Origin of the sequence: Nitrospira sp. (assembly GCA_024760545.1) — a bacterium.
GTDB lineage: Bacteria > Nitrospirota > Nitrospiria > Nitrospirales > Nitrospiraceae > Nitrospira_D.
In genome coordinates this window covers 3699552-3725457 of sequence record CP060501.1, presented here as the reverse complement: position 1 = coordinate 3725457, position 25906 = coordinate 3699552, and the positions used below count along the sequence as shown (strand labels likewise).

At 52.6% G+C, this 25906-nt stretch carries 19 protein-coding genes; 6 read left to right on the top strand and 13 right to left on the bottom strand.

What is annotated here, in order from left to right; all coding sequences use genetic code 11:
* Nucleotides 1–13: 13 nt before the first annotated feature.
* From H8K03_17600 to H8K03_17580, 5 genes are all read right to left on the bottom strand, one after another.
* On the bottom strand, nucleotides 14–415 hold the full coding sequence (locus tag H8K03_17600) for a prepilin-type N-terminal cleavage/methylation domain-containing protein (GenBank protein UVT19584.1): 402 nt from the start codon (nucleotides 413–415) through the stop codon (nucleotides 14–16).
* Complete coding sequence (locus tag H8K03_17595) at nucleotides 390–896, bottom strand: type II secretion system protein (GenBank protein UVT19583.1); 507 nt, start codon at nucleotides 894–896, stop codon at nucleotides 390–392. Before H8K03_17595 ends, H8K03_17600 begins: the two co-directional genes overlap by 26 nt.
* Complete coding sequence (locus tag H8K03_17590) at nucleotides 893–3226, bottom strand: hypothetical protein (GenBank protein UVT19582.1); 2334 nt, start codon at nucleotides 3224–3226, stop codon at nucleotides 893–895. Before H8K03_17590 ends, H8K03_17595 begins: the two co-directional genes overlap by 4 nt.
* Before the next feature lie 220 nt (nucleotides 3227–3446).
* Entirely contained in the window at nucleotides 3447–4742 is a 1296-nt protein-coding gene (locus H8K03_17585; GenBank protein UVT19581.1) for a nucleotide sugar dehydrogenase, read from the bottom strand.
* A gap of 540 nt (nucleotides 4743–5282) precedes the next feature.
* On the bottom strand, nucleotides 5283–6857 hold the full coding sequence (locus tag H8K03_17580; protein UVT19580.1) for a hypothetical protein: 1575 nt from the start codon (nucleotides 6855–6857) through the stop codon (nucleotides 5283–5285).
* A gap of 136 nt (nucleotides 6858–6993) precedes the next feature.
* Here H8K03_17580 and H8K03_17575 point away from each other — a divergent pair, with 136 nt between their 5' ends.
* The 5 genes from H8K03_17575 to H8K03_17555 all read left to right on the top strand — a co-directional run bounded on the left by H8K03_17575 (nucleotide 6994) and on the right by H8K03_17555 (nucleotide 14627).
* Nucleotides 6994–7257, top strand: a complete 264-nt coding sequence (locus H8K03_17575; protein UVT19579.1) for a hypothetical protein — start codon at nucleotides 6994–6996, stop codon at nucleotides 7255–7257.
* Nucleotides 7258–8084: 827 nt separating this feature from the next.
* Nucleotides 8085–8315: a hypothetical protein gene (locus H8K03_17570; GenBank protein UVT19578.1), complete on the top strand. Its 231-nt coding sequence runs from the start codon at nucleotides 8085–8087 to the stop codon at nucleotides 8313–8315.
* Nucleotides 8316–8523: 208 nt separating this feature from the next.
* Entirely contained in the window at nucleotides 8524–9681 is a 1158-nt protein-coding gene (locus tag H8K03_17565) for a DegT/DnrJ/EryC1/StrS family aminotransferase (protein ID UVT19577.1), read from the top strand.
* Nucleotides 9681–12227, top strand: coding sequence for a polysaccharide biosynthesis protein (locus H8K03_17560; protein UVT19576.1), 2547 nt, complete (start codon nucleotides 9681–9683; stop codon nucleotides 12225–12227). Before H8K03_17565 ends, H8K03_17560 begins: the two co-directional genes overlap by 1 nt.
* 84 nt (nucleotides 12228–12311) lie before the next feature.
* Nucleotides 12312–14627 (top strand): AAA family ATPase, encoded by a 2316-nt coding sequence (locus H8K03_17555; GenBank protein UVT19575.1) that lies wholly within the window; start codon nucleotides 12312–12314, stop codon nucleotides 14625–14627.
* A gap of 723 nt (nucleotides 14628–15350) precedes the next feature.
* Here H8K03_17555 and H8K03_17550 read toward each other — a convergent pair.
* The 8 genes from H8K03_17550 to H8K03_17515 form a co-directional block, all read right to left on the bottom strand.
* Nucleotides 15351–15755: a sxtJ gene (locus H8K03_17550; protein UVT19574.1), complete on the bottom strand. Its 405-nt coding sequence runs from the start codon at nucleotides 15753–15755 to the stop codon at nucleotides 15351–15353.
* 11 nt (nucleotides 15756–15766) lie between these two features.
* Nucleotides 15767–17611 carry a carbamoyltransferase gene (locus tag H8K03_17545; GenBank protein UVT19573.1) on the bottom strand — a complete coding sequence of 615 codons (1845 nt, stop codon included), beginning with the start codon at nucleotides 17609–17611 and terminating at the stop codon, nucleotides 15767–15769.
* A 39-nt stretch (nucleotides 17612–17650) separates the two neighbouring features.
* A complete protein-coding gene (locus H8K03_17540) occupies nucleotides 17651–18787 on the bottom strand; it encodes a DegT/DnrJ/EryC1/StrS family aminotransferase (GenBank protein ID UVT19572.1) in 1137 nt (378 codons plus the stop codon).
* Between the two features lie 14 nt (nucleotides 18788–18801).
* Nucleotides 18802–20385 (bottom strand): Gfo/Idh/MocA family oxidoreductase, encoded by a 1584-nt coding sequence (locus tag H8K03_17535; GenBank protein UVT19571.1) that lies wholly within the window; start codon nucleotides 20383–20385, stop codon nucleotides 18802–18804.
* A 452-nt stretch (nucleotides 20386–20837) separates the two neighbouring features.
* The gene (locus H8K03_17530; GenBank protein UVT19570.1) at nucleotides 20838–20990 is read right to left on the bottom strand and encodes a hypothetical protein; all 153 of its coding nucleotides are present in this window, start codon (nucleotides 20988–20990) and stop codon (nucleotides 20838–20840) included.
* 174 nt (nucleotides 20991–21164) lie between these two features.
* A complete protein-coding gene (locus H8K03_17525) occupies nucleotides 21165–21971 on the bottom strand; it encodes a hypothetical protein (GenBank protein UVT19569.1) in 807 nt (268 codons plus the stop codon).
* A 188-nt stretch (nucleotides 21972–22159) separates the two neighbouring features.
* Nucleotides 22160–23587, bottom strand: coding sequence for an MBOAT family protein (locus H8K03_17520; GenBank protein UVT19568.1), 1428 nt, complete (start codon nucleotides 23585–23587; stop codon nucleotides 22160–22162).
* Between the two features lie 283 nt (nucleotides 23588–23870).
* Nucleotides 23871–24023, bottom strand: a complete 153-nt coding sequence (locus tag H8K03_17515; protein UVT19567.1) for a hypothetical protein — start codon at nucleotides 24021–24023, stop codon at nucleotides 23871–23873.
* A gap of 436 nt (nucleotides 24024–24459) precedes the next feature.
* On the opposite strand from H8K03_17515, the gene H8K03_17510 reads away from it, so the two are divergent.
* Nucleotides 24460–25683: a right-handed parallel beta-helix repeat-containing protein gene (locus H8K03_17510; GenBank protein UVT19566.1), complete on the top strand. Its 1224-nt coding sequence runs from the start codon at nucleotides 24460–24462 to the stop codon at nucleotides 25681–25683.
* Nucleotides 25684–25906 lie beyond the last annotated feature (223 nt).

Here is a 25906-nt window from a genome sequence, read left to right as displayed (position 1 = left end):
TTATTCCTCTCATTCACCATTTGTTATAGGGAGTTCCATTCGTCCCAACAAGGTCTGAGCCGGAATACACATCAAAGATACCACCCTCGGTCGGTTCCATAATCTCTTGCCAAGAACTCGACGAATTCGTGAAGGGATCTTTGGGAAGGCCCCGTAGATACCCCGCCGCTACCAGACCATCTAACGACGGAGGATACTTCCCCTGATCGGCTCGGTGGTGATCCAGTAACTCGCGCAGCGTGAAAAGATCTTGTCTCAACACCGTCTCCTTGGCTTTGAGCAACGATGACTGATAGGACGGAACCGCGAGCGTGGCCAAAATGCCGACAATGGACACCACAATCATGAGTTCGACAAGCGTAAAACCCTTCGTGTTCCATTCGCTCACTCTACCAATCCTGGTACTTAGTGCCATCGAGCGCGGTCGCCTCGCTTTGCGTCATCACATCGTAGATATCTTCGCCACACCAACTAGTCGGCTTCGGGCGATCCTTGTAACAGCGCAAGAGCCAATCAGATTTACCCGTCAAGGGGTCGATCGGCATGACTCGCAAATAGCGCCTCGTCGTGGTGCCTCGAACCGTCGCTTCCTGCCCCGTTAACTTCACCCCCAACAGCACCTCGAGAGACTTCGGATAACCATACGGCCCGGTGACGTCCTTGCACGTGAGCTTATTCTTGACACACACGGCTCCAAGTAGGATCTCGCCGTCACGATTCCATTCCAGCTTGAACACATCGATCGCGCTACGAATTGTCCGAAGATGCTGGCGCAGTTCGATCTCCTGGGCTCGTTTCGTCGATACTTTACTCAGAGGCATGGCGACCGAGGCCAAGATCACAACGATGGTCATTGTGACGAGAATCTCGATGAGTGTGAGGCCGTCCTCCCTCACCGCACCTTCACCACTCCTGTCCCGATTTCTGAAGCAGCCGCCCGGCCATCACCCTCTGCAGCCATGAGCTCAACACGCACCGGAGACACCCCAGGCGATTTTGCGACAAAGACAATGCTCGCCGACCGAGGAGTAGGCCCGTTGGGAAGGGCCAGTCGAAACGCGATACTTCCCACGGCTTCTTTTTGATCCCCTGAAGAGGATCCCGACGAGCCGACAAGTTCCGCTTGGCCAAGCTGTTTGAACTCAAGAATCTTCGGGTCATACTCGAACTTGAAGATGTGTTGGTCCGATGGGTCGAGCCGCCCATCTAGGATCGACAACTTGATTTCTCGACCGGTCTGAACCGCCGATTCATTCGGCCGGATGGCTAGTCGGGGATCGGGAGCCCCCTGTTGAGCCAAGGAACGGGTTGGGCTGGCCACCCCGACCGTTTTCGCGGCACTGCCGCCCTCCATGAGATGGTCCCCATACCCCGTCCCCAACGGCGAGGACATTTTCCGCGCAGGGATCGAAAACATGGGGCCGGTGGTATAGGTCGATTCCGTCCCGGACCAGAACGCTTGCGTGCTGGGCGTCGGAGGGGTCATGTTCTGCACAATGTGCGGTGTGATCGTCAAAATCACTTCGGTGGTGACTCGGTCCGTCCTGAACGAACTGATGAGGTTTCCGATTACAGGAAGGTCGCCAAGCCACGGGACCGTCACTCTGGTCTTCCGATCCTCCTCTTGCAAGAGTCCGCCCAGTATGATGGTTTCCCCGTCCTTTATGCTCAGCATCGTTTCAGCAGATCGATTGCCGAATTTGAACTGCGTGATGGGCGGGGAGGCCTGCAGCGTGATTTGCTCGCCGAGCCGAATCACTTCGATCTTCATTTTCAATCCGAGCTCACCCCCCAACCGGATGGAAGGTTCCACCGTCAGTTTGACACCGGTATCTCGAAATTCAATCGACGTCACCGTCGATGTGGTCGGCACGGCACCCGTCGCGGCTTGACCGGGTAAGACGTTCGTGGTCGACAACAAGATCGGCTGCTTGTCGCCGATGTTGATTTCCGCCTTCTTGTTGTTCACGACCCGGATTTTCGGCGCGGCCAGCGTCTTCGCATCCGTGATCTGTTTGAAGAAATCGAGCTGGACATTCGTCGGGAGTTTGAACAGATAATTATCCGGCCCTAGATTGGCCAACTGGCGATAGGTGAATTGCTGTGCCAGTGTCCCGGCAATCACGCCCGCAGGGCCGGGCGGAACCATGGCGCCGGCTACCTGTTTTGGATATGTCAGTCCATAGGTCTGATTGACGGTTCGATTGACCTCCAACACCTCGACGTCAAAGAGCACTTCCGACTCCGGACGATCATTGGCCAGGATGATTTTCTCAGCCATCTGAATTTTTTCAGGCTGGTCACGGATCACAATGGTATTCAGCTGCTCGTTGGCATGCATACGTTTTGCATCGAGCATGCTTTTCAGCAGCGTCAACATGTCTTTGGACTTCGCGTTCGACAGATAAAAGGTCCGAATCATCAAGTCCTGATATTGTTCCTGCTTCTGTTTCGTATTGGGGCTGATGATCAGCACCCCTGGAGTGGCCATCCTGGAAAATAGGCTGTTGCTGTTGAGAAGGAGCTGCAGCGCGTCGTCAAACGGCGTGTCCTGAATCGAAATCGAAATCGGATCGTTCCTGACGTCCTTATCGAAGATCAAGGTAAACCCACCCGCCTTTGCCACTCCTTCCAGTACTTCCTTAATCCCCGCATTCCTGAATTTGAGCGTGACAGGCTGCTTCATCCGATCACTCCTCAGGAGAGCCTGCTGCTCCTCCGTCAACCTGCTGATGCTCTCGAGAGGCTCCCGAAAGGTTGGGTCCAGTTCAGCGGAGCGAGTAAAGCCATCCATCGCCTCTTCGATTCGTCCTAGTTGCGACAGGCGTTCCGCTTCGCGATAGTATGATCGAGATTCCTTCAAGCGAACGGCTTCCTGGAAGCCGGCCTGATGCTCGGCGTTCGAAGGCTCGATCGTGAGCGCCCGCTTAAATTCTTCAAGCGCCAGATCGGCTTGCTTTTCTTTCAGAAACGTACGGCCGCGCTCAGCATACGTGGCCGCGGTGCGTTCGCGGGCCAACGCGTACTTAGTCTGCAAAGAAGCATTAAAAGGATCATCCTTTAACGCGAGGCGATAGGCGAGACCGGCTTCTTCCCAACGTTGCGCAGCCAAGTGATGATCTCCACGTTTCACATCAGGAGACACCACCAGCGCGCAACCAGCGATCCCAAAGATTCCTAAGGGCCTGGCAAACTTCATCGCCCGACCAAAGAGACGCGCGGTCATATGACGAGCCTCACCCTTGTTTCTGCGCACACATTCGGCACAGCAGCAGAAATTCAGCCTGCCGATAATCAATTTTCTTATACTACGGATTACGGCTGGCTCAAAGAAAAAGGCTAGAAACTGAGGGAGGGAGTTGAGGAGTTACACATTCACGGTACGATAATCGGGTACTTATATGTTCTCATTAGGCTTTTCTGTTGTCTATGAACTCGGATGATCCTTAGAGACGCCAGTATTTTAGAGAAGAAGGGATTTGCCTCGGGTCAAGGATGCTCTTGACGTCGATCACGACGCCCTGTTTTCGATTCCGAAGAGGCTTGAGCAGATCCTTTAAGCTCACATCGGCGAACTTCTTATGTGCGACAGCCACGATCAGTCCGTCGAGATCTTTCAACTTGTTCCATTCGACGAGATGAATGCCGTACTCTGCCATTGCCTCTTCAGTTTCTGCGATAGGGTCATGCACCAGCACTTCGATCCCATATTCACGAAGCTCATGAATGATATCGGGCACCTTGCTGTTACGAAGATCGGGCACATTTTCCTTGAACGTCAAACCGAGCACCCCTACTCGTAGTTGATTCGCAGGGCGTGACAGCTGGCTGAGCAACTTCATGGTATGTTCTGCCACAAACTTTCCCATACCATTGTTGATGCGCCGGCCAGAAAGAATGACCTGGGGATGGTAGCCCACTGATTCCGCCTTGGAGGTCAAATAATAGGGATCCACGCCGATACAATGACCACCAACGAGGCCGGGCGAGAACTTGAGGAAATTCCACTTCGTCCCAGCGGCTTCAAGAACGGATGTCGTATCTATTCCCAGTCGATGGAAAATCAGTGCCAGCTCGTTCATCAACGCAATGTTCAGGTCTCGCTGAGTATTTTCGATGACTTTGGCCGCCTCCGCCACCTTGATGCTTGATGCGCGATAAATACCAGCTTTCACCACCAGCGCATAGGTCTCCGCTACGATATCCAGCGATTCCAGGTCTTGCGCCGATACCACCTTCGTAATCTTTTCGAGCGTATGTTCCTTGTCCCCTGGATTGATCCGCTCCGGCGAGTACCCGATTTTGAAATCAACGCCGGCTTTCATTCCCGAAGTTCTTTCTAGAATCGGCAGACACACTTCCTCCGTCGCGCCGGGGTAGACAGTGGATTCGTACACCACGATGGTGTCTGCAGCCAAGTTCCGCCCGATCAGCTCTGATGCCTTCTGCAACGCCGTCAGATCCGGCTGCAATGCCTCATTGATAGGGGTTGGAACTGCAACAATAATGAATTGTGCAGCCTTGAGGTCCGACGGCTCTGACGTATACCGAACCTGCGTAGCTTTCAGATCCTTTTTCGATACTTCCCCCGTCCGATCGATTCCCTTACGTAATTCGTCAATTTTCTTTTTGTTGACATCAAACCCAACGACTGGGGCAATCTTCCCAAACGCCACTGCGATCGGAAGACCGACATAACCCAATCCTACAACAGCGATAGAACGCGACGGTCGTTTCTTCATATAACCCCCAGGTCTGAGAGGATGTGAACGACGTTAACAATGGCAGAAGACTCCGCGATCGTCAAGGAACAGATGGGCTTTATCATCTTTGATTCTTTCTAAGATGACCTGTCATGACGAGAGCTATCTTTGACGCCGATCGAACCTGGAAGCAGAGCGGGTCTCACCTGGGCGTGAGTGAACTTCGTCGCCTCAGGAGTTCGAGGAAGCGAACATCTGGCCAAAGCGGCTGGTCACGGATCTCTCTAGACAAACCTACGCTCTTGGAGGGTTTACGAAGGACAGGCTAAGACCTGCCTGTGGACAGGAACTGATCCAGCGGGTTCACGGGACGTTGCAGATGAATAATACACACGCCTGTTGCTCGATCCAATTTGAACGTCATTCCGGTATCGATGCAACTAAGCCAGAAGTCAGTCCGCTAGGATTACGCATTCGCGATTTGGTGTAGGGGCCGGAGACAAAAGTCTGGATACCACCTGGACCTGGCTCTTGGTTCAGCTCCCGTGCCGTTGCCACCATTCACGAGCCCTCACCTGGTCAAAAAATACTTTTGCTGACCTCGTTCGAATAAGCGCTTTCATTTCCCGCAACGTCATAGGCCGTCACGACAAAAAAGTATGTTGTCCCGAATTGCAAACCTATTGCTTGGTAAGTGGTCACACCTGCTCTGAGCGTGGCAATGGGAGCTCCATAGGCTCCTGAAGATGTTGCTCGGTACACTTTGTATCCGGCCAAATCTTTTTCGCTATTTGCGCTCCACGTCAGAGTTGCGGAAGAACTCGATGGAGCATTCAGAGTCAAAGTGACGATCACGTTTTTGGTTATCCCCCCGCTGGTCAGCCTAATTGTGGTTGAATTGTTTCCCTGAGTGGCGCTTGCCGTGTTTACGTTTGCCGTAATGCTTCCACTCTTCGATCCAGAGGTCGGACTGATCGACAGCCAGGCGGCATCGTCACTCGCAGTCCACGTTCCGTTTGAACCCAGGGTGATCGTCTGGGCCGCAGGGTTTGCGGCTCCCTGAGTTGCCGTAAAGGCGAGGTTATTGGACGATACCGTCAATGAAGCGGCAGAAACCGTTAAGGACACACTAATAGTTTTTGTGGTGCCTCCACTGGTCACAGTGATAGTGCCGGTATTTGTTCCGACCGGAACGTTCCCTAAATTAACGCCCGCCGAGATGTTTCCATCGCCCGAACCCGAGGTCGGACTTAGCGTGAGCCAGGCCGCATTGTCGCTGGCCGTCCAACTCCCGTTCGAGGTGATGGCCACAGACTGGCTGGATGGATTAGAGCCGCCCGACACGCCTGTATAGGTCAGTGACGAAGGGTTTAGTGTGATCGAGGTCGGTGCCGGAGTCACGGTAAAGGTCACTGGGATCGACACGCTGGGTGCCCCCGAGGCACTCAGGGTGATCGCCGCCGTGTGGGTCCCCGCTGTCAGCGACCCAGTAGCCGCACTCACGGTCAGCGCCCCCGGGCCGGTGCCGGAGGCCGGCGACAGGACCAACCAGGCCGCATTGTCGCTCGCACTCCACGTCAGGGTGCCTCCCCCCGTGTTGCTGATGCTCAGGGTTTGGGCCGCGGGATTCCCGCTCCCTTGCTGCGCGGTAAACGACAGGCTGTTGGGGCCGGTCCCGATCGCCGGCGGCACGGGCGCCGGAGTCACGGTAAAGGTCACTGGGATCGACACGCTGGGTGCCCCCGAGGCACTCAGGGTGATCGCCGCCGTGTGGGTCCCCGCTGTCAGCGACCCAGTAGCCGCACTCACGGTCAGCGCCCCCGGGCCGGTGCCGGAGGCCGGCGACAGGACCAACCAGGCCGCATTGTCGCTCGCACTCCACGTCAGGGTGCCCCCGCCCGTGTTGCTGATGCTCAGGGTTTGGGCTGCGGGATTCCCGCTCCCTTGCTGCGCGGTAAACGACAGGCTGTTGGGGCCGGTCCCGATCGCCGGCGGCACGGGCGCCGGAGTCACGGTAAAGGTCACTGGGATCGACACGCTGGGTGCCCCCGAGGCACTCAGCGTGATTGCTGCCGTGTGGGTCCCCGCTGTCAGGGCGCCGGTGGTAACGGTCAATGTGACCATACCATTGCCCATGCCAGAAGCTGGACTCAAAGTTAACCATCCCATATTAGCGGTGGCACTCCAGTTTAATGTTCCACCGCCGCTGTTGGTAACGGTGACGATTTGAGCTGGCGGATTGCCTTGGCCTTGCTGTGCATTGAAAGAAAAGCTCGTGGAGCTTATTGCCATGGAAGGACCGGGTGTCGGTGGAGGCGGAATAGGTGTGGGCGGAGGGGCAAGTTGCGTCAATTCCGGCATCGTAGACATCAGCCGCCGCATAGGGGCTGGAGACTGCTTGAGAAGGGGATTAGGCGATGGTGCCGCCATCGCATTCGCACTAGAGGTGGCCGGAGCAGATACAGATGATCCTACGGGTGCTGAGGTATCCTTGGCAGCAGTCACGCTTGGACTTGAACTGAGTGGAGACGTGACAGTCGCCTGCGAGTTCTGAGATACGGACTGTGAAACCCCGACAGGAGTCGTTAAAGGGGCCGGTGGTGTAGCACGGCTTATCTCCGCCTGCGGTTGAGGTACGGGTTTTTTGAGGAGACTGTGAGGGGTGGGTGCTGTACTCGTAGGCGCGGACACTCCCGATATCGCTCTACCGTCGATTGGGCGAGAATCACTAAATCTCCCCTGAGTAGTGCCCTGCTGGACCATGATCGTACGTCCATCATCCGCCGCTAAGACTGGTTGTATTGATAAAATCGCGGACTCAAAAATCACCTGGAACGCGCCGAGGCCGGCGACGAGGAATAACAATCGCTGAATATTCTGGCGCATTGTCGGGAATCCTCCAAATAGACTGCGACCTGTCGTTAATGTAAGACACAAGGCTAGGCCCAGAGTTGAGCAAGTTGAATGCCCTTGCAAAGGGAGACAAAGATCTTGCCGATCTTGAGGGCTAAATGAAGAGGATTCTATTGGTTTTGAGGGAAAGCGAATCTCTGGGTGGTGTTCCGAGGGAGATGGCCTCAGTTGGGAAGGAGAAGCGTTTTGCTCTCATAATTGTACACATAAAGTGATAGTTGATACTTTATGATGCAATTGCTTAATGTAGAATGAATAAATTGAATTTTCAATGGGATCGATGCCAGGATATTATTGATATTGCTGGAGTCTATTTTGGCGTAGGTTCCTGTATAAACCTGACTACCTCTCACAAGTCCGGACCAGCAAAAAGGGACGGGGTTGAGCCGCAGTACATCAAGCCGAGGAAGCCGGATCAGAATGCATTCGATGAACGATTCAACCGTACGTTTCGCATGGAAGTGCTCAATGCCATATGTGTTCGAGTCGCTGGATCAGGTCCAAGAGATCAGTGCAGAGTGGTTACAGAGTGGCAACGAGGCGCGGCCTCATGACGCGTTGGTAGGCCTCCCCCCTGCCATGTCTCGGGCTCAATGTGAAGCCAGAAATTGTCTCTTAGAAGTGTCCTTGACGGGGGAGTCTACAAAAGCACCGAGTTTCCAGCTTACAGCGTTCCCGTTTCTGAGCAGCGCCAGGTAGAACCCCGCAGAATTATAAAATTTTAATTCTACGCCTTCCGATAGCCTTAGGTCGTTCCATTGTTATAAAATTGCTTCCTACTTTGATCTGCATTTTCATAAGACAGCTCTATCGTAGCCCCCTCCAAAGGTGGGTTGTGATTTCCAGCAGTTGTGGGAAAGTGTAGAACTCGTGAGCAAGTTCCCCAACACCTAAAGGAGATCTGTGGATGAAAGACTTTTTGCCGTTTCATAGGTCTGACGTGGGTGAAGAGGAGGTATCTGAAGTTGTGGATGTCCTCCGGTCAGGATGGCTGACGACCGGCCCAAAGGTTAGAGAATTTGAGCGAGAATTCGCCGCGATGGTTGGAGCTGAACACGCAATCGCAGTTAATTCCTGCACGGCCGCACTTCATCTCGCCCTTGAAGCAGCCGGCGTCAGTGAAGGAGATGAGGTATTGGTTCCGACCATGACCTTTGCCGCAACGGCCGAGGTAGTCACCTACTTCAATGCACGACCGGTTCTGATCGATTGCATGCAAGATACGCTGAATCTGGATACGGATCGCATCGAATCGGCCATCACGAATAAGACGAGAGCGATTATCCCCGTCCATTTTGCTGGGCATCCGTGCGACCTCAAACCAATTCACACGATAGCACGGGCACATAACCTACATGTAATTGAAGATGCGGCGCACGCCTTGCCGGCGCGATATCACGGCAAGATGATCGGCGGTATCTCTGACGCCACTTGTTTTTCGTTCTACGCAACGAAAAACATCACCACTGGCGAAGGAGGAATGATTACTACCAATAATGCTGAGTGGGCTGCCCGCATGCGAATGATGAGCTTGCATGGTCTCAGTCGAGATGCCTGGAATCGCTACTCTGCTCAAGGCTCTTGGTATTACGAGATACTTTCTCCGGGTTTTAAGTACAATTTAACCGATATCGCTGCAGCGCTCGGGTTGGCCCAGTTGAAGAAGTGTGAGCGGTTTTGGAAGGGACGCGAACGGTACGCAGCCCTGTATCGGGACGGTTTTCAGGATGTCCCCGAAATTATTTGTCCTGAGACAGCTTCTCATGTACAACATGCGTGGCATCTCTATGTGATTCAACTGGACTTAGATCGTTTACGAATCAATCGCGATGAATTTATCCGTCAATTGCAGCAAGCCGGGGTGGGGTGCAGTGTGCACTTCATTCCCCTGCATCTGCATCCCTATCACCGAGATATGGGAGGCTACCGACCGGAAGATTTTCCCGTTTCAAGTATGGTGTTCCAACGAATCGTTTCATTGCCGTTATATTCAAAGATGACAGAAGACGAGATCAATCGCGTCATCGACACCGTTCGTGATCTTGTCGAGAGGAACAGACGGTGATGAAACGCGCGTTTGATGTCTGCTTGGCCGCTCTCGGACTGGTTATCACGTCGCCGCTTCTAGCGATCATTTCGATTTTGATCAAGATTGATTCACGAGGACCCGTCATCTTCCGCCAGGTTCGTGTGGGACAAGGATTTCGTCCGTTTGCGATACAAAAATTCCGAACCATGGCTGTCGATCCTCCTCGCGACTGCCTGCCCCTTACCGTCGGACAAGATACTCGCATAACGAGAGTTGGTCGAATTTTGCGGAAGTACAAGCTCGATGAGCTCCCTCAGCTGCTGAATGTCCTCGCAGGCGATATGAGCTTTGTTGGCCCAAGGCCAGAAGTTCCACGTTATGTTGAGCGCTTACGTGCTGAATATTCCGAGGTGCTCGCCGTTCGTCCCGGGATTACCGACTTAGCCTCTTTGAGGTACATTGATGAAGCAGCCCTTCTCGCATACTCCTCCAACCCTGAAGAAGAATATCAGCTGAAAGTCCTTCCCGAAAAACTTCGATTGGCCAAGCTGTATATTCGCCACATGTCTCTGCGACTCGATTTCGCCATAATCATGCAAACTCTCCTGCACATTGTTAGGTTGCCGATCGTAGTCTTCACGCTTCCGGAACTAAAAGCTGCTGTAGAATTTCCTTCGGCGTCTCCCTGGACTACTCTGTCGACATTTGTAACAAGGTGGCGCAGGCCAATTATTGTCGTGCTTGATGTGGCCTTGATAGTTTTGGCCAACTATTTAGCATTTGTGTTGAGATACGATGGAGGCATTCCTGCAAGTGAGGTTGATCTCTTCGAGCAAACCGTGATTGGGCTGATTGCCATTAGAGGGGTAGCGTTCGCCTTGTTTGGCCTCAACGAGGGGCTGTGGAGGTATACGAGTATTTGGGATCTTCAGTATATCCTCGGTGGGGTCCTAACAAGTACAGTTGTTTTTTATGGTTGGGTTCATTGGATAATGGAGATACACAGTTATCCTCGCTCTATATTCGCTATCGACGCCATTCTACTCGTCGGATTTCTTGCCGGGGTGAGATTGCCATCGAGGATCCTCCGAGATAAAGCAATTTTTCAGAAGAAGCGGAAAGTTCTGGTCGTTGGGGCAGGCGATTCAGGGGAACGGGTCGTACGGGAAATGAAAACTCGGACGGTGTTTAACTGTCAGCCGATCGGAATCGTTGATGACCATATCGGGCTTCTCAATCAGCGTATCCACGGAGTCCGAGTATTGGGTTGCGTGAGAGACATTCCGAAACTCGTAGAAGAACTCAAGCCCGAAGTGGTCGTGGTTGCTATCCCCGAGGCGACACCTGAGTTCCTTCGAGACCTCGTTATCAAGTTGGAGCCATATGATGTCTCCATTAAAACACTGCCCGGCAAAGAGGAGCTTCTCACGGACCAAAGTGCCGTCAGCCAGATGCGCAATATTTCTGTCCCAGACCTTCTGTCCCGCGCGCCTATAGATTTGGACAATCAAGCAACGAAGCAGATGGTCAGAGGCAAGTGCGTCTTAATCACCGGTGCGGGCGGATCGATCGGTTCGGAATTGGCTCGCCAAATCACGCTATTCGAGCCCAAGATGTTACTGCTTTATGAGCGCCATGAGAACAGTCTGTACAATATTCATAAAGAGTTAGATGATCGGAATCTCGCCTTTCCCATCCTCCCTCTGATTGGGGACGTTACTGATGCGCATCGACTCTGCACGGTATTGGAACAATACAAACCCCAGATTCTGTTCCATGCGGCTGCACATAAACACGTTCCTCTCGTCGAAATGAATCCACTTGAGGCTGTAAAAAATAACTGCGTCGGCACGCGTGTCACTGCAGAAGCCGCGAGTCTCTATGGAGTTGAGCAATTCGTCCATATCTCCACTGACAAGGCAGTCAACCCGTCGAGTGTGATGGGAGCTACCAAACGAGTGGCGGAACTCATTATTCAAGACATTGCGAGAACGAGTCGGACACGTTTCCTTCTTGTGCGGTTTGGCAATGTTCTTGGGAGTAGTGGGAGTGTGTTGCTGCGCTTCCAGGAACAAATCCGGTCTGGAGGGCCAGTGACGGTTACGCACCCGGAGATTCGTCGATACTTTATGCTTATTCCCGAAGCCGTTCAGTTGGTTCTTCAGGCGGCGACAATCGGCGAACAAGGTCACATCTATATCCTTGACATGGGGGAGCAAATCAAAGTCCTGGATATCGCCCGGAGCCTCATTAGGTTGTCAGGATTTATTCCCGGCAAGGACATCCCTATTCGATTCGTTGGCCTTCGTCCAGGAGAAAAGCTTTACGAGGAATTGGTCGGGGAAGGAGAGGTGGCAGTGGGCTCATCCCTAGATAAGATCTTGCAGATTCGGACAACCAACCGGCTTGACTTTGAAGAGTTCCGTGGAAAGCTAGTTGCGCTAGAGGCAGCAAGTTATCGAGATGAAACCAATACGGTGCTCGAACGACTCAAGGACATCGTTCCGATGTTTCAAGCTTGCGCTTCCGGTGCGGAGTTTTTGACGGTTTCGACCGATATTGATGCTGCTATAAATAAATAATGTATGTATCGATGGAATAACTGCTGATGCGTGTTCTCTGTACCTGGGCTCGTTGTACGGTAGGCGCTTCTTTGGAGTAAAGGAATGCAAACCACTGATGCTACTGTGCTAGGTGAACAAACGGGAGCGGCCACTGCCCGCGAATATCTCCTCATCGCTTCGCGCAACAGATGGGTGATAGCCAGTTCGATAGCGCTCTCTCTGACATTGGCTTTAGCATACTACCTGCTTGCGACAAAGTACTATCAATCGGACACGATGATTGTTGCAGAGGTACGCAAGGTAATCGATAGCGTTGGCAAGAAGGAGGATGTGGCAGAGAATTTTGACCAGCTGTTCTTTCTTATTCAACGCCAGATCCGCAATAGGGATTTCATTCGTGAGATTGCAAAAGATCTGAGTCTCTATGCAGAAGGACTCGACGAGGATGAGGAGCGTGCCGCCCTCAACGGGTTGGTGGGCAAGACGGTTATCACACGGATCAAGACGGACCAAGGCGGTGGCTTCAGCGGGCCAAGCATGGTTGAAGGATTCGTGATCAGCTTCATGCATGAGGATCCCAAAACCGCCATGCAGGTGACAGAGCGAATTGCAAACAAATTCATTGAGAGTAATAACAAGGAACGTGAGAAGGAGGTTGAAGGCACGGGGGAGTTTCTTGATGAAGAACTACATTGGATGAAACAAGAACTGGAAAAGAAGGAACAAAATATTAGTGCCTTCAAGAAGGCTCACATCAGCGACCTCCCCCAGCAGGCAGATGCCAACATCCGGGCCTTGGACCGAACAGAAGGAGAGATCGTTGCCAGCACCGAGAATCTTCAGCGACACTCCGAGAAGCTTTCCGCACTGAGTCAAGCAGTGCAACAGTACCGTGCCACCGGGCAGCAGAGTTCTGGAATCGCGGCAACAACACGCTCAGTGGATCCTGATCCGCTGTTTCGCCAGTTGAGGGAGCTACGGGAAAAACTGGTCAAGCTGAGAGCAGAGTTTTGGGACGGCTATCCAGAGATCGTCTTGACCAAGGAAGAAATACGGCAAGTGGAGGAGGAGTTGACCAGGTTGTACGGTAAGGATGCCGTTCGGCCAGACAAGACGCCGCTTGATCCGTACCTTCAGGATCTGTTGAGACTACAGAGTGAGGAACGAACCGAGATATCGCTGCTCCAACGACGTCTCGAGCTGTTGCATGCCGGCAAGAGAGATTTTGAAAAGCGTTTGGAGCGATCGCCTCAGGTTGAGCAGGAGCTACTGGTCCTCGAACGCGACTACAACAATATGAAAGCCAATTACGCGATGCTTCTTGATAAGCGGCTGCATACGCGAGTTCAAGAGAATATGGAAAAGCGACAGAAGGACGGGAAATTTCGCGTCCTAGAGCGTGCCAGTTTCCCTCAGGCTCCGGTCATTCCAAACAAATTGAAGGTCTTGGCATTGGGGCTTCTTTTGGGGTGTGTTTCTGGAGCAGGGCTGTCCATATTGCGCGAACGACTCACTCCGCAGTTCCGAGGCCCGGAAGATGTGGAACTGCTTCTTGCCGGTCCGAGGTTATTGGCAGCTATTCCTGACTTCTCATCATTGTGGCGGCCGGTCACTGACCCACAGTATTGGGGCAACTCCGTTCTGTCCAAACGGCCGCTGAGTATGCCCCTGAGCTCGCGATCGGAAGTTGTGCTGAACAAGCAACCATTGGTTGAGCGGTCGGGTTTGCACGAAATCGACAAGAGATTTGTGACAAAGATGTTCCCGCGTTCTATGGCCGCTGAGCAGTATCGGGTCGCGGCTGCGCGGTTACAGCTGCTCAACACATCGGGGGAACCGATGGTTGCGGCTGTGACAAGCGCCATCAAAGGCGAAGGGAAAACGACGACCGTCATTAATCTCGGCTACACGCTTTCGCGAGACTTTGGGAGACGAGTACTCCTACTGGATTGTGACTTCGTCTTTCCCGAACTGACGGCCTTTCTGGAAACCCCGATCAAGTATGGGCTAGTCGATTGCCTGAGAAGCGACATTCCCCTGCAACAGGCCATGAGTCCCTTTGCCGATGTCCCCTGTTGGATTATGCCTGCCGGCGAGTCTGTAGAAGATTCCAACGAACTATTGCGAGCAGGTCAGCTCAATCGTGTCCTGTCACAACTGCGGGAAGAATTTGATTATATCTTACTGAATGCCCCGCCAATTCTACCGGTAGCGACGATGAACGTGCTGGAAAGTCATAGTGATCTCCTCCTCCTTGTGGTGAGGGCAAACCTGACGTCTAAGCAAGCGGTTACCCAGGCACTGAGGTCTTTGCGTGCGGCCAAGCCCATCCATGTGGTCCTCAATGGTGTCGCGTCAAATTCACTTCCAAGCTATATGCTGGATTATTCTGCCAGTGAGAGTCGAGTGGCCGTCTAGATTCCATCCGTGAAGAAGGGCTCTCACGCGCTGAGATGGCCCCCTACAGAATGGAGTGCTGTTTTATACTGCTCCCCTTGAAATTGAGACCACCTTTACGACAAAGTCCTGACATGGACCGAGGAGGTGGCGATGGCTCAAGAAGGTTTCAAACCCGTTGAACGGTGGGCGGTCAAGCGACGCGGCGCTTTGACGGCCATCATCCTAAAAGGCTAGTTCCCTGTTCCAGAGGCTGCACGCGAACACGATCCGCTCGTCTCTGGGAATTGCTCACCGATTTCGCTATACCTTTTCGGTAAGTCTTACGCGGACCAGTCACCTGGCGCAGTTCAAACGCGCCTCGTGGTATCGAAAGAGCACGGGCAAGAATCAAACGGCGTTGCGGCTGCGCATGCGGGTCGTGCATGCGTCAGATCCCTGGGCAAGACCATAAGCCAGATATTGGATCACATATCCTGTGAGGAGCTGGGTCTCTGCTTCATCACGGTCGACCATGGGACGGAATTTCACTCTCGAGCATGGGAAGATTGAGTCTCTGGGCGAAGCGTTCAACTCCACTTCGTTCAGCGCCTGGCAAATCCGTGGAGAACGGCTCTATTGAACCACGTAGCGGCCGACTCAGAGCCGAATTGGCACTTGGTCGTATGGAAAACGACTCATTCCTGAGCGATCTGCCCCATCAGTTATCGTTAGCGTCCGAGGCTACCGAATTCTTCAGCTATCCTAAAACTGATTTCGCATATGATGGCGAGGCCTAGGGGCTCGTAAGATGCGATAGGTGTCGGCATCTCGCGCGAGGACGCGGTGCATGGAATCTTTGCCCATCAGACGCATCGCAAGACCCATCGGGGTAATGAGCAGATAATAAATAATTCCGAGTATGATCCTCGTGTTGATCGAGCCAAGCACGTGGCCGATCTTCATCCATCCACCATGAACCTGTTTCAGACTCTGCGGGACAACTGCACCCAAAACCATGAGGAGGCTGCCGAGAATCACTGCCCAGAGACGAGGCGGCTCGCTTCGAAACACGATGGGCCACAATCCAATCACCGCAAATACGCCTCCAACCAGGAGACCGAACTGCCGGAGATCTTTGGGGGTGGGCTGCTGACTTTGTGGTTTCATTTCGCAATCTCCTAATCGAGCTCGAATTCTTTTTGCCAGTTCGTATCATTCGTCAAAGGTTTTTGCTGTGACTTATACAGGACGCAGTTCTCCAGCACGAGTACGTCCATTTCTGTTCGCATGAAGCACCGATAGGCATCCTCCGGTGTGCTCACGATCGGCTCTCCTCGAACATTGAAGGATGTATTCACCAGAACAGGGTAGCCTGTCTGTGCTCCAAACGCCTTGAGGAGCCGGTAATAGCGGGGATTGGTCTCCTCATGAACGGTCTGAATCCTCGCGGAATAATCCAGGTGAGTGACCGCAGGAATATCCGACCGCGGAACATTCAGCAGGTCAATACCCCAGAGTCCGGCATGTTCAGCAGGCAAAGGGAGCCGTCGTTTCTCCGTGACCGGCGCCACCAGCAGCATGTAGGGGCTATCGGCGTTCATCTCAAAGAAATCCGACACGTGCTCCCGCAAAACCGAAGGAGCGAATGGACGAAACGATTCGCGATACTTGATCTTCAGGTTCATCACGGACTGCATCTTGGTATTGCGGGCATCGCCGAGGATGCTTCGACCGCCGAGGGCGCGCGGACCGAACTCCATTCGACCTTGCAACCATCCCACCACCTTCCCGTCGGCAAGATCCTTCGCCACACGATCGAAGAGCGCCTCGTCATCGAGCAGGTCATATGGGGCATCGGCTTGCTTGAGAAACTGTTCAATTTCGGCAGTGGTATGTTTTGGGCCCAGATAACTCCCCTTCATCTTATCAACGCCGGTGGCATGCCTCGGCTGATTCTCGTATTGATGCCACGCGGTTAGCGCGGCACCGAGCGCTCCACCCGCATCCCCGGCTGCCGGCTGAATCCAGATGCCCTTGAAAGGGCCTTCACGTAGGATCCGACCATTCCCCACGCAATTGAGCGCCACACCGCCGGCCATGCAGAGATACTCGACTCCGGTTTCACGGTGAAGCGTCTTGGTCACGCGAAGCATCACTTCTTCCGTCACCTCCTGGATCGATCGGGCGAGGTCCATTTCTCGCTGGGTGAGTTTACTTTCTTGCTTTCTGGGAGGCCCGCCGAACAAGTCATCGAACTTATCCCCCGTCATGGTCAATCCGGTGCAATAGTTGAAATAATCCATGTTCAAACGAAATGTCCCGTCGGGTTTGAGATCGAGCACATGATCATAAATCGCTTTGACGAACTTGGGCTCGCCATAGGGCGCCAGCCCCATCACCTTGTACTCACCCGAATTGACCTTGAACCCTGTGTAGTACGTGAAGGCTGAATAGAGAAGCCCGAGAGAATGAGGGAAAGGAATTTCCCAGAGCGGCGTCAAGGAGTTTCCGTCACCGAGCCATGCGGACGTCGTCGCCCATTCCCCTACTCCGTCCATGCAGAGCACGACCGCTTTGTCATAGGGCGACGGATAGAAGGCGGAAGCCGCATGCGATTCATGGTGCTCGCCGAATAACAGAGGGGGAAGTTCCGACTGCTTCATCCCCGGAACCAGAGCGGTGAATTCCTTCGCCAGCAGATTCCGGAGCAGCAGCTTTTCTTTCAACCACACCGGCATCGCCGCGACAAACGACTGAAGCCCTTTCGGAGCAAAAGCCAGGTAGGTTTCGATCAACCGCTCAAATTTCACGAGCGGCTTATCATAAAAGACGATGTACTGGAGATCAGCCAGCGAGATCCCCCCTTCTGCCAAACAGTAGTTGACCGCATGAGCAGGGAACCCCGGATCATGTTTTTTTCTGGTAAACCGTTCTTCCTGAGCAGCCGCGATAATGTCTCCATCACGAACGAGACACGCCGCACTATCGTGGTAGAAGGCCGAGATACCAAGGATATTACTCATGATCCCTTTCTCCGGATTGTGTTGAACATTCCGCCGAACTTATCGGTAGAACGCAGCGATAACCTCGACAACCTCAGACTGCTGTTCTGCCGTCAACTCTGGGTAGATCGGAATCGCGACGGTCTCTTTCGCTGCCCCTTCGGATTCAGGGAAGTCTCCCTCTTTGTAACCCAGGTATCGGAAGCATTCTTGTAAATGGAAGGGAACCGGGTAGTAGATCTCCGCCCCGATCCCTTTCTGTTTCAGATATGCCATGAGATCGTCTCGCCGCTCCACGCGGAGCACGAATTGATTGTAAATGTGATAATGCTTCGCGTTCGAGGCCCGATACAGGGCCTCCGGCAATCGCACGTTCCCCTTCTGCACGAGACCACTCTGCTGAAATAGCGCCTCATACCTGGTGGCATTCTCTTGCCGTCGTTTGGTCCATCCATCGAGATAATTGAGCTTGACGTTCAGAACCGCGGCCTGAATCGTATCGAGCCGGAAGTTTCCTCCGATTAATTTATGGTAATACTTCGGCTTACTCCCGTGGACGCGCAGGACTCGCATCCGCTCTGCGAGATCCGGGTCGTTGGTCACAGCCATTCCCCCATCACCCAAACACCCTAGATTCTTGCTCGGAAAAAACGAGAGGCAACCGATCGTACCCATACTGCAGGCCCGTCGGCCATCTCGGTACTCCGAGCCGATAGCTTGTGCTGCATCTTCGATGACGCCCAAATTGTGCTGTCTGGCGACATCCATGATCGGCGCCATATCGGCACATTGCCCGTAGAGATGGACCGGAATGATGGCTTTGGTCTTGGTTGTCACCGCCGAGTCAAGCTTGGCTGGGTCGAGATTGTAGGTCGTGGAATCGATATCCACGAGTACCGGCTTGCCTCCGAGCCGCACGACAGCCCCGGCCGTTGCGAAGAATGAATAGGGGGTGGTAATGACCTCGTCACCAGGACCCACACCGAGAGCCATGAGAGCGACCAGGAGCGCGTCGGTTCCTGAGGTCACACCGATACCGTATTTGGACTGGCAATAGGCGGCAACCCGCTCCTCCAGCTTGCCCACCTCAGGTCCCAGGATAAACGCTTGACTCCGAAAAGTCTGTTCCAACGCCGCCATAATCTCTTTGTGCAGCGGTTCGTGATGTGCCTTTAAGTCAAGTAACGGAACACCCATGAAATTCTCCTTTCTTAGACTGCAGCCATCCCAGTCCGCTCGGCTCGATAGTGCTGTCCACAGGTCGGACAGGCGGCCTTCTCGTCATCGACGCGGAGCTTGACTCCGCACACACACATCCAACCCGTGATCCGACCAGGATTGCCGACCACGAGCGCATGATCCGGCACATCTTTGGTCACAACTGCCCCCGCTCCGATGAAGGCATATCGCCCGATCGTAATGCCGCACAGGATGGTCGAATTCGCTCCCAGCGTGGCTCCTCGCCGTACAAGGGTTTGTTTGAGCTCCTTCATCCGCGGGATCTCGCTTCGAGGATTAAAGACGTTGGTAAACACCATCGATGGGCCGCAAAAAACGTGATCTTCGAGTGTCACACCTTCATAGACAGACACATTGTTCTGAATCTTGACATTGTTGCCGACAGTGGCATGAGGACCGACGACAACATTCTGGCCGATCTTACAGTTCTTACCGATACGCGATCCTTTAAGGATATGTGATGTGTGCCAGATGCTCGTTCCCTCGCCGATCTCCACGCCGTCATCAACGAAGGCCGATTCATGAGCGAAGTAGGGGCTGTCCGTCCGGATCGTGGACGGGGTCGGGTAAGGTGCGACCTGTTCGAGTGCTTCCTGACATCGCTGCAGAACGGATAACACGCGCAGCCCTTCCTCACCGTCTGTTCTCGGCTTGGCCCGCGTGGCCACACACTCCAGGAAATGCTGACATTCAGCTCGCAGAGGCTCTCCCTGATCCAGTTCAATCGGATGGGCATCCGCCTTGTTTGCGATCGGAAGATTGTCCTTCCAGTCGATTGAATGCGGATAGAGGAGCAGCTTATCCTTTTTCTCCAAGTCATCGAAGACCGCCATTTGCCGATCACCCACCACGATCAATTTCTGCTCTTTGAACGGGTGCAGCCAGGAGACAAAAATATGGGCCTTGACGCCGCTTGGAAACGACAGAAGACTGATGGTGACATCGGCGATCTGTTGGTGAAGATAATTTCCACCCTGCGCCCTGACCATATCGGGTGTTTCGTTCAACAATCCGAGGATCACGGAGATATCATGTGGCGCGAAACTCCAGAGAATGTTTTCTTCCCGCCGAATCTTGCCGAGATTCAAACGGTTCGAATAGATGTACTGAATACGCCCTAAGTCACCCGCACGAATCAGTTCCTTCAGTTTCAGGACCGCCGGATGATACCAGAGGAGGTGGCCCACCATGAGAATGCGCTGGTTTTTCTTGGCCAAGGCAACGAGTTCTGCGCCTTCTTGGACTGATAGACAGAGCGGCTTCTCTACGAACACATCCTTGCCCGCCAGCAGCGCCTCTCTCACGGAATCGGCATGTCCTTCCGCCGGTGTGGCAATCGCCACTGCGCGAATCGTGTTATCTCTCAACACATCCGAATACGCTCTGAACAACTTGACTCCGGGATACGGCTGCTTGAAAGATTCCAACCGTTCGGCCTCGCTGTCGCAGATGGCTCCCAGTGAGTTCAGACCAGAGAAGTTACGCACCAAGTTTTTCCCCCAATAACCGGCTCCAACGACTGCCACTTTAACGCTGCCTGATGCATCACCAATCATGCTTTTCTTCCTCCTGCATCAATAAACGGACTGACCCCACGAGATGGAATCCAATATTCTGAACCTTGCCGTGGCTATGTTCAACCCGATTTCATATGTGTTCGACCGGCAACCTCCAGTGTCGGCCTGAAAGACAGTACGCCTTAGGCTCTTGGTCTGAAACCCCCAAACAATGTGTTTCGTTGCAGCAGCATAAGGGGTGGAACGTCGATGGTCTTGTTTGGCGAGGCGGTACCAATGCTCGTCACCCGACAACGTACCAGCATTTCATCACAGAGTCCCATGTTTTAGAAGCCTTCTCTGCAAAACACCGGATCACAGGGGCTGCCGTTGGAGCCCTATGACCCGTCCGCTCAGCGATCTACCTGCGAATGAGAGCCAAATAGTGAGTGTTGAACACCTTGAGTCGTTCGAGTAATTGGCAGAGTAACCAGGAATAGGCTCCTCCTGCCTTAGAATAACGTATAGATAAAGGGAGCGACAGCTGAACCCTGCGTCAACACAATCAATGTGCCGAACAAAAGTAGAACCACCAAGATTGGCAACAGCCAGAATTTTTTTCGTTCCTTCATGAACGCCCACAGTTCCGTAATAAATCCACCCATAATCCTCCTCCTTCAACTAAAATCACTGCAAGTTAACCCCATTCTTTACCAGTATAGATTTTGGGGGTACCCCGGACGATCTAGTGTCTGATGGTAAGCAGGTATCTCAATGTACTTCGCAAGGCCAATACTGGTCTAAAAACAATGTATGGACAACAACTGAAAGCGACCGGCTTATGATGATGTATGATCATATGACTTTGACTTAGATCCTATCCCCCCAGAAATTGGTCCGCCGATTCGATTGCCAACCTCTTCCGCCAGAAGCGTTGAAAACACCTCGGCTCCCTTGGCATTCAGGTGGGCAATGTCCTTAAAGAGCCCAGGCCGTCCTGCAAGGAGCTTATGTGTGCGTTCCGAAAGATCAAGGAACTCCACTCCGTCATAGGATAAATGTAAGGCAGAGAGCCGCTGGGACCAAGCAGCCAAAGCTGTCGGATCCTCCTGAAAGCGGGGGCTATGGAACAGGATGAGCCGTGTTCCGTTCATCTTGCAATATCGAGCAAGTTCAGAGAGGTAATCAAGTTTTAGGTCCCAGAATGTGGCCGAATACTCGCTCAAGCTTTCACGAGAATCTGCGCCGGGGATTGCCCCAGACTCCAGCGAACCTTCGAGCCCAATGAATCCGTCAAATGTATCATCCTGGCGCGTGGTCAGATTCTTAATGATGGGGAGAACTTTGCCATTGAAGCGGTAGGAAGATGAAAGGTACTTGAGCCATTCATATTTCCCGCGCATCAACAGGATACTGCGAACGCGATCACTATGACCGAAGTGTCCGGAAAAGACGCTTGTCCTCGCAAGTTCTTCTTCGGAGTACGTCAGAGATGTGGGATCGACATGAAGAAGAATTGCCTTGGGAGGAGCATGGGAGTGCGTCCAGAGATCAAGCAGCATGATCGCATAAAGAAAGCCATGGCCATCGATTCCTGCATTGAAGACCGAGGCGGACAGCCTTTCTTGCAGAATGGCTGGCATCACATGGTGTTTCGCCCTTGAAGAACCGAGTACAAGCACGTCAGGGTTTCTGCGAAGAACGCCATTGATAGCCCCTCCATTTTCACCAGTAGTAGTCTGCAAGTACAGCCTATTTAGCAAGAAGCCGATCGTTTGATCTAAACCAATGACAAGCACAGCGATAAGCAGGAATCGCCTCATGGGCCTCTCGCTTAGAACTGGAAGTATATGAACTGAGATCCGCTGTCCATGCCGAATAGGACTACACCGAAAAACAGCACGACCGCATAGGCCATTTTGAACCCAAGGTGAAAAGACTCCGGCTTGGCCCAATAGCCTGTTCTCCGATTGAACAGGTCCAGAAAGAAAAGCGCGGCCGTTGCGCACAGGGCCTGTGGAATGATGGTCGGATCCCAGAATAACGACCCGTGATCCAGTGCGATCTTCTGAAGAATCTGCACTGCAGTTTCAAGGCTATCGGCTCGAAAGAATACCCATGCCAACACAACAAGATGGAAGGTCACAATCACTTTGACCACTCGAAGCACGAGAATCGGTTTGTGCTGTTGCGTGCTAGATGATAGGCGGCGAGTCACTCGCTCAGCTAGACGATAGACGATCAAGTACAGGCCGTGGAGTCCACCCCAGACAATAAAGGTCCAATTCGCACCATGCCAGAAACCGCTCAAGAGAAACACCACGAAGAGATTGAAGATGTTCCGAGGCAGTGAAACTCGATTGCCCCCCAGAGGAATATAGACGTAATCCCTGAACCATGTGGAAAGAGAGATGTGCCAACGAGACCAAAACTCGGGAATGGAGGTTGAGAAGTACGGGGTCTCGAAGTTTTTCATGAGTTCGATACCATAAACGCGTGAGACACCCCGCGCAATGTCAGAATACCCCGAAAAGTCGGAGTAGATCTGGATGGCAAAAAAGTACGTAGCAAGCAGGAGGCTCGTGCCGGTGTGGTGACTACTCGAGTTATAGACAGTGTCAACGTACAATGCAAGGTTGTCAGCAACGACCACCTTCTTGAACAACCCCCAAAGCACCAGGGAGAGACCGTCTCCAAGACGCGCCCAGTCGAACACCTTTCGCTCGTGGAACTGGTGCAGCATGTTTTGGGGGCGCTCGATGGGACCGGCAACTAATTGGGGGAAATACATCACGTATAGGGAATAGATTCCAAAGTGCCGCTCCGCGCGTTGCCTGCCACGATAGACCTCGATCACATAGCTCAGGCTCTGAAAGGTGTGGAATGAAAGGCCAATCGGCAAGATGATCCGGAGGGATTCAATGGGATAGTTCCAGTGGAAGGCTGAAGCGAAAGCGGCGATGTTTTCATTGAAAAAATTAAAATACTTAAAAAAGAACAACACGATGCAGACTGAGATGATGCTCATAAGCATGTATAGACGTTTCTTGTGAGGATTTTCTGTGTCCTCGATCCAGATTCCTGCGAAGTAGTCGATGAGGATCGTCGTGAACAAGACGAGAATATAGATGGGAATGAATGCCATGTAGAAGAAACAGCTGGCTGTTAGCAACAGCAGCCAGCGAAGCCTGTGCGGTAATACAAAATACGCACTGGTCACAACGACAAAGAACAGGACAAAATCAAAGGAGTTGAAGAGCATGGTCAGAAGTGAGAAACGAAAAGGCAATTCCCAAATAAATCAACCTGGCGTTGTTGGAGATTCAGAAGTGAAGGGATGCAAAAGAATTCGAGCTCAACATTCATTGAGCACGCGGCCGATTATGATGACAGATGTCGTTACTTTCTCCAGTCGGTCAAAACAACGAATAGAGCTGTTTTTTCGCTCCGACGTCGCTCATACACATCCTGAATCCGGCTTTCTTCTTGTTGCACAGTTTTCCTCAGACGACAGATGGTTTCCTAGGCGTACCCCTCCCCCTGCATTAGAATAACGTATAGATAAAAGGAGCGACAGCTGAACCCTGCGTCAACACAATCAATGTACCGAACAAAAGCAGAACCACTAGGATCGGCAATAGCCAGAATTTTTTTCGCTCCCTCATGAACGCCCACAATTCCGTAACAGCGTCTTTCATAGAGATCCTCCCTTAACTGAACAATAGATACTTGTCGGTTCGTTGAAGGCAAACAATCTTAGACGTCTCGCTCTCACCTTCGCACTTCACATATGCATTCCTTCTGGATTGAAATCAACATGTGGATCGGTCTGTCAAGTGGTTTCACAAGCTCCCCGACGTACTTGAAGAACAAGTGAGGAACCACCAAAAACCATAATCTCTGTAGGAGCAGGCTTAGCACTGTATACGCAGACCTACCCTTCTACACAGGATCGAAAGATAGCACAAGAGAGTTATTAATCTAATCAATGTCTTATGTAATAAAAATATGGCATGAGATCTGCTAGAGATCGCCTGCGTCGAACCGGTGCTGCTTACGAAGGCGTCTCCTTTCCATGCTGGGTACGCGACGCCTGTATAGCAGAAGGGATGCTACAACTGCCTTGAGGAGACCATGATGATAAACCGCTTGATTAAAGTCCCGCTGCTCTCGCTTTCCGTAATAAGCCTTTTATACATTCTTCTCGGCGCCATGACTGCCCAGGGTGCCACATACTATGTGGCAACGACAGGCAGTGATTCCAACCCTGGCACATCGACCAGCCCATGGCGAAACCCGCAGAAATGCGCCGCGTCACCCATGAAGGCGGGTGATACCTGTATCGTGCGCAGTGGCACCTATTCTCCTCCCAGCGGCAAAAATGTGGCCGTATATGTCTCCGCAAGTTCAGCCGCTGGCACCTCCTCCCTGCCGATCACCATCAAGAGCGAGAAACCCCAAGGAGCCGTTATAACCCTACCCAACACCACCAGCACCTCAAACATAGGGTTCTATGTCACTCGTTCCTACTACATCATTGAAGGATTCGATATAACCGGAGGTACCATTAGTCATAGCACGGTAGGTTTTACTGGAATTTCCATTCAATCCACGGCAACCGGTGCAATCGCTCGATCCAACTCCATGCACCACATTGGACGGACAGTCTGTAGTAACTCTCCATACTCGATGTCCGGCATACACGTCGCACGTGCCTCCGGTGCGGTGATTGAGGAAAACCGCTTTTACAGTATCGGAAGAAAACGAAACGGCGAGAGCGGTTGTTCTACTGACAAGTTTCAGCACGACCATGGAATCTATGTCAACGGAGGTTCGAATGTCACCATCCGCCGGAATGTATTCTATGATACAAATCGCGGCTTTCCGATTCAGATCTATGGGGGGACAGTGACAAACCTCAATGTCTATCACAACACGTTCTCCGGCCGTAGTCCGACCGGCAAGCCAGCAGGACAGATCATGTTGGGCTCAACAATCAATACCGCGAAGATCAGGAACAATATTTCGAGTGATGCACAGATTGGGATGATCAATTCCTGGGCGTTGTCTGGCTCTAATATAGCTGTCAGTTACAATCTCTCCGATACTTTAATGAAAACCACATCAAGTGTATCGGGTGCCACGTTCTCCAGTAACATGGAGCGTACCACCCCAGGCTTTATCAGTAAGTCTACCAACGACTTCCGCTTGACCTCTAGCAGTGCCGCCATCAACCGCGGTACGACATCCGGAGTTCCTGTAGTTCCGGACGGAGCTCCAGACATTGCAGCTTATGAGTATTCTTTACAGAGCGCTACATCATCACCCCTTACTCCTACCGGAGTGAAGGTCCAATAGGACCATTTTTCGTGTGCTGTATCCACAGCCTGGAGGGGATGGAGATTTTCAGATTCATCCCCTCCTTCTCCCACAACCTCCTCATAAAGCTGAAGCTGTGTACAGCCACCGGTTGAAACAGGCTGAACGGTTGTGTGGCCCACAAGTGGGATTGGATGATTACACACCTTGCTGTAGTTATAAGGCTACCTCTACATCATGGAGATGCACCGCTTCCGGCACA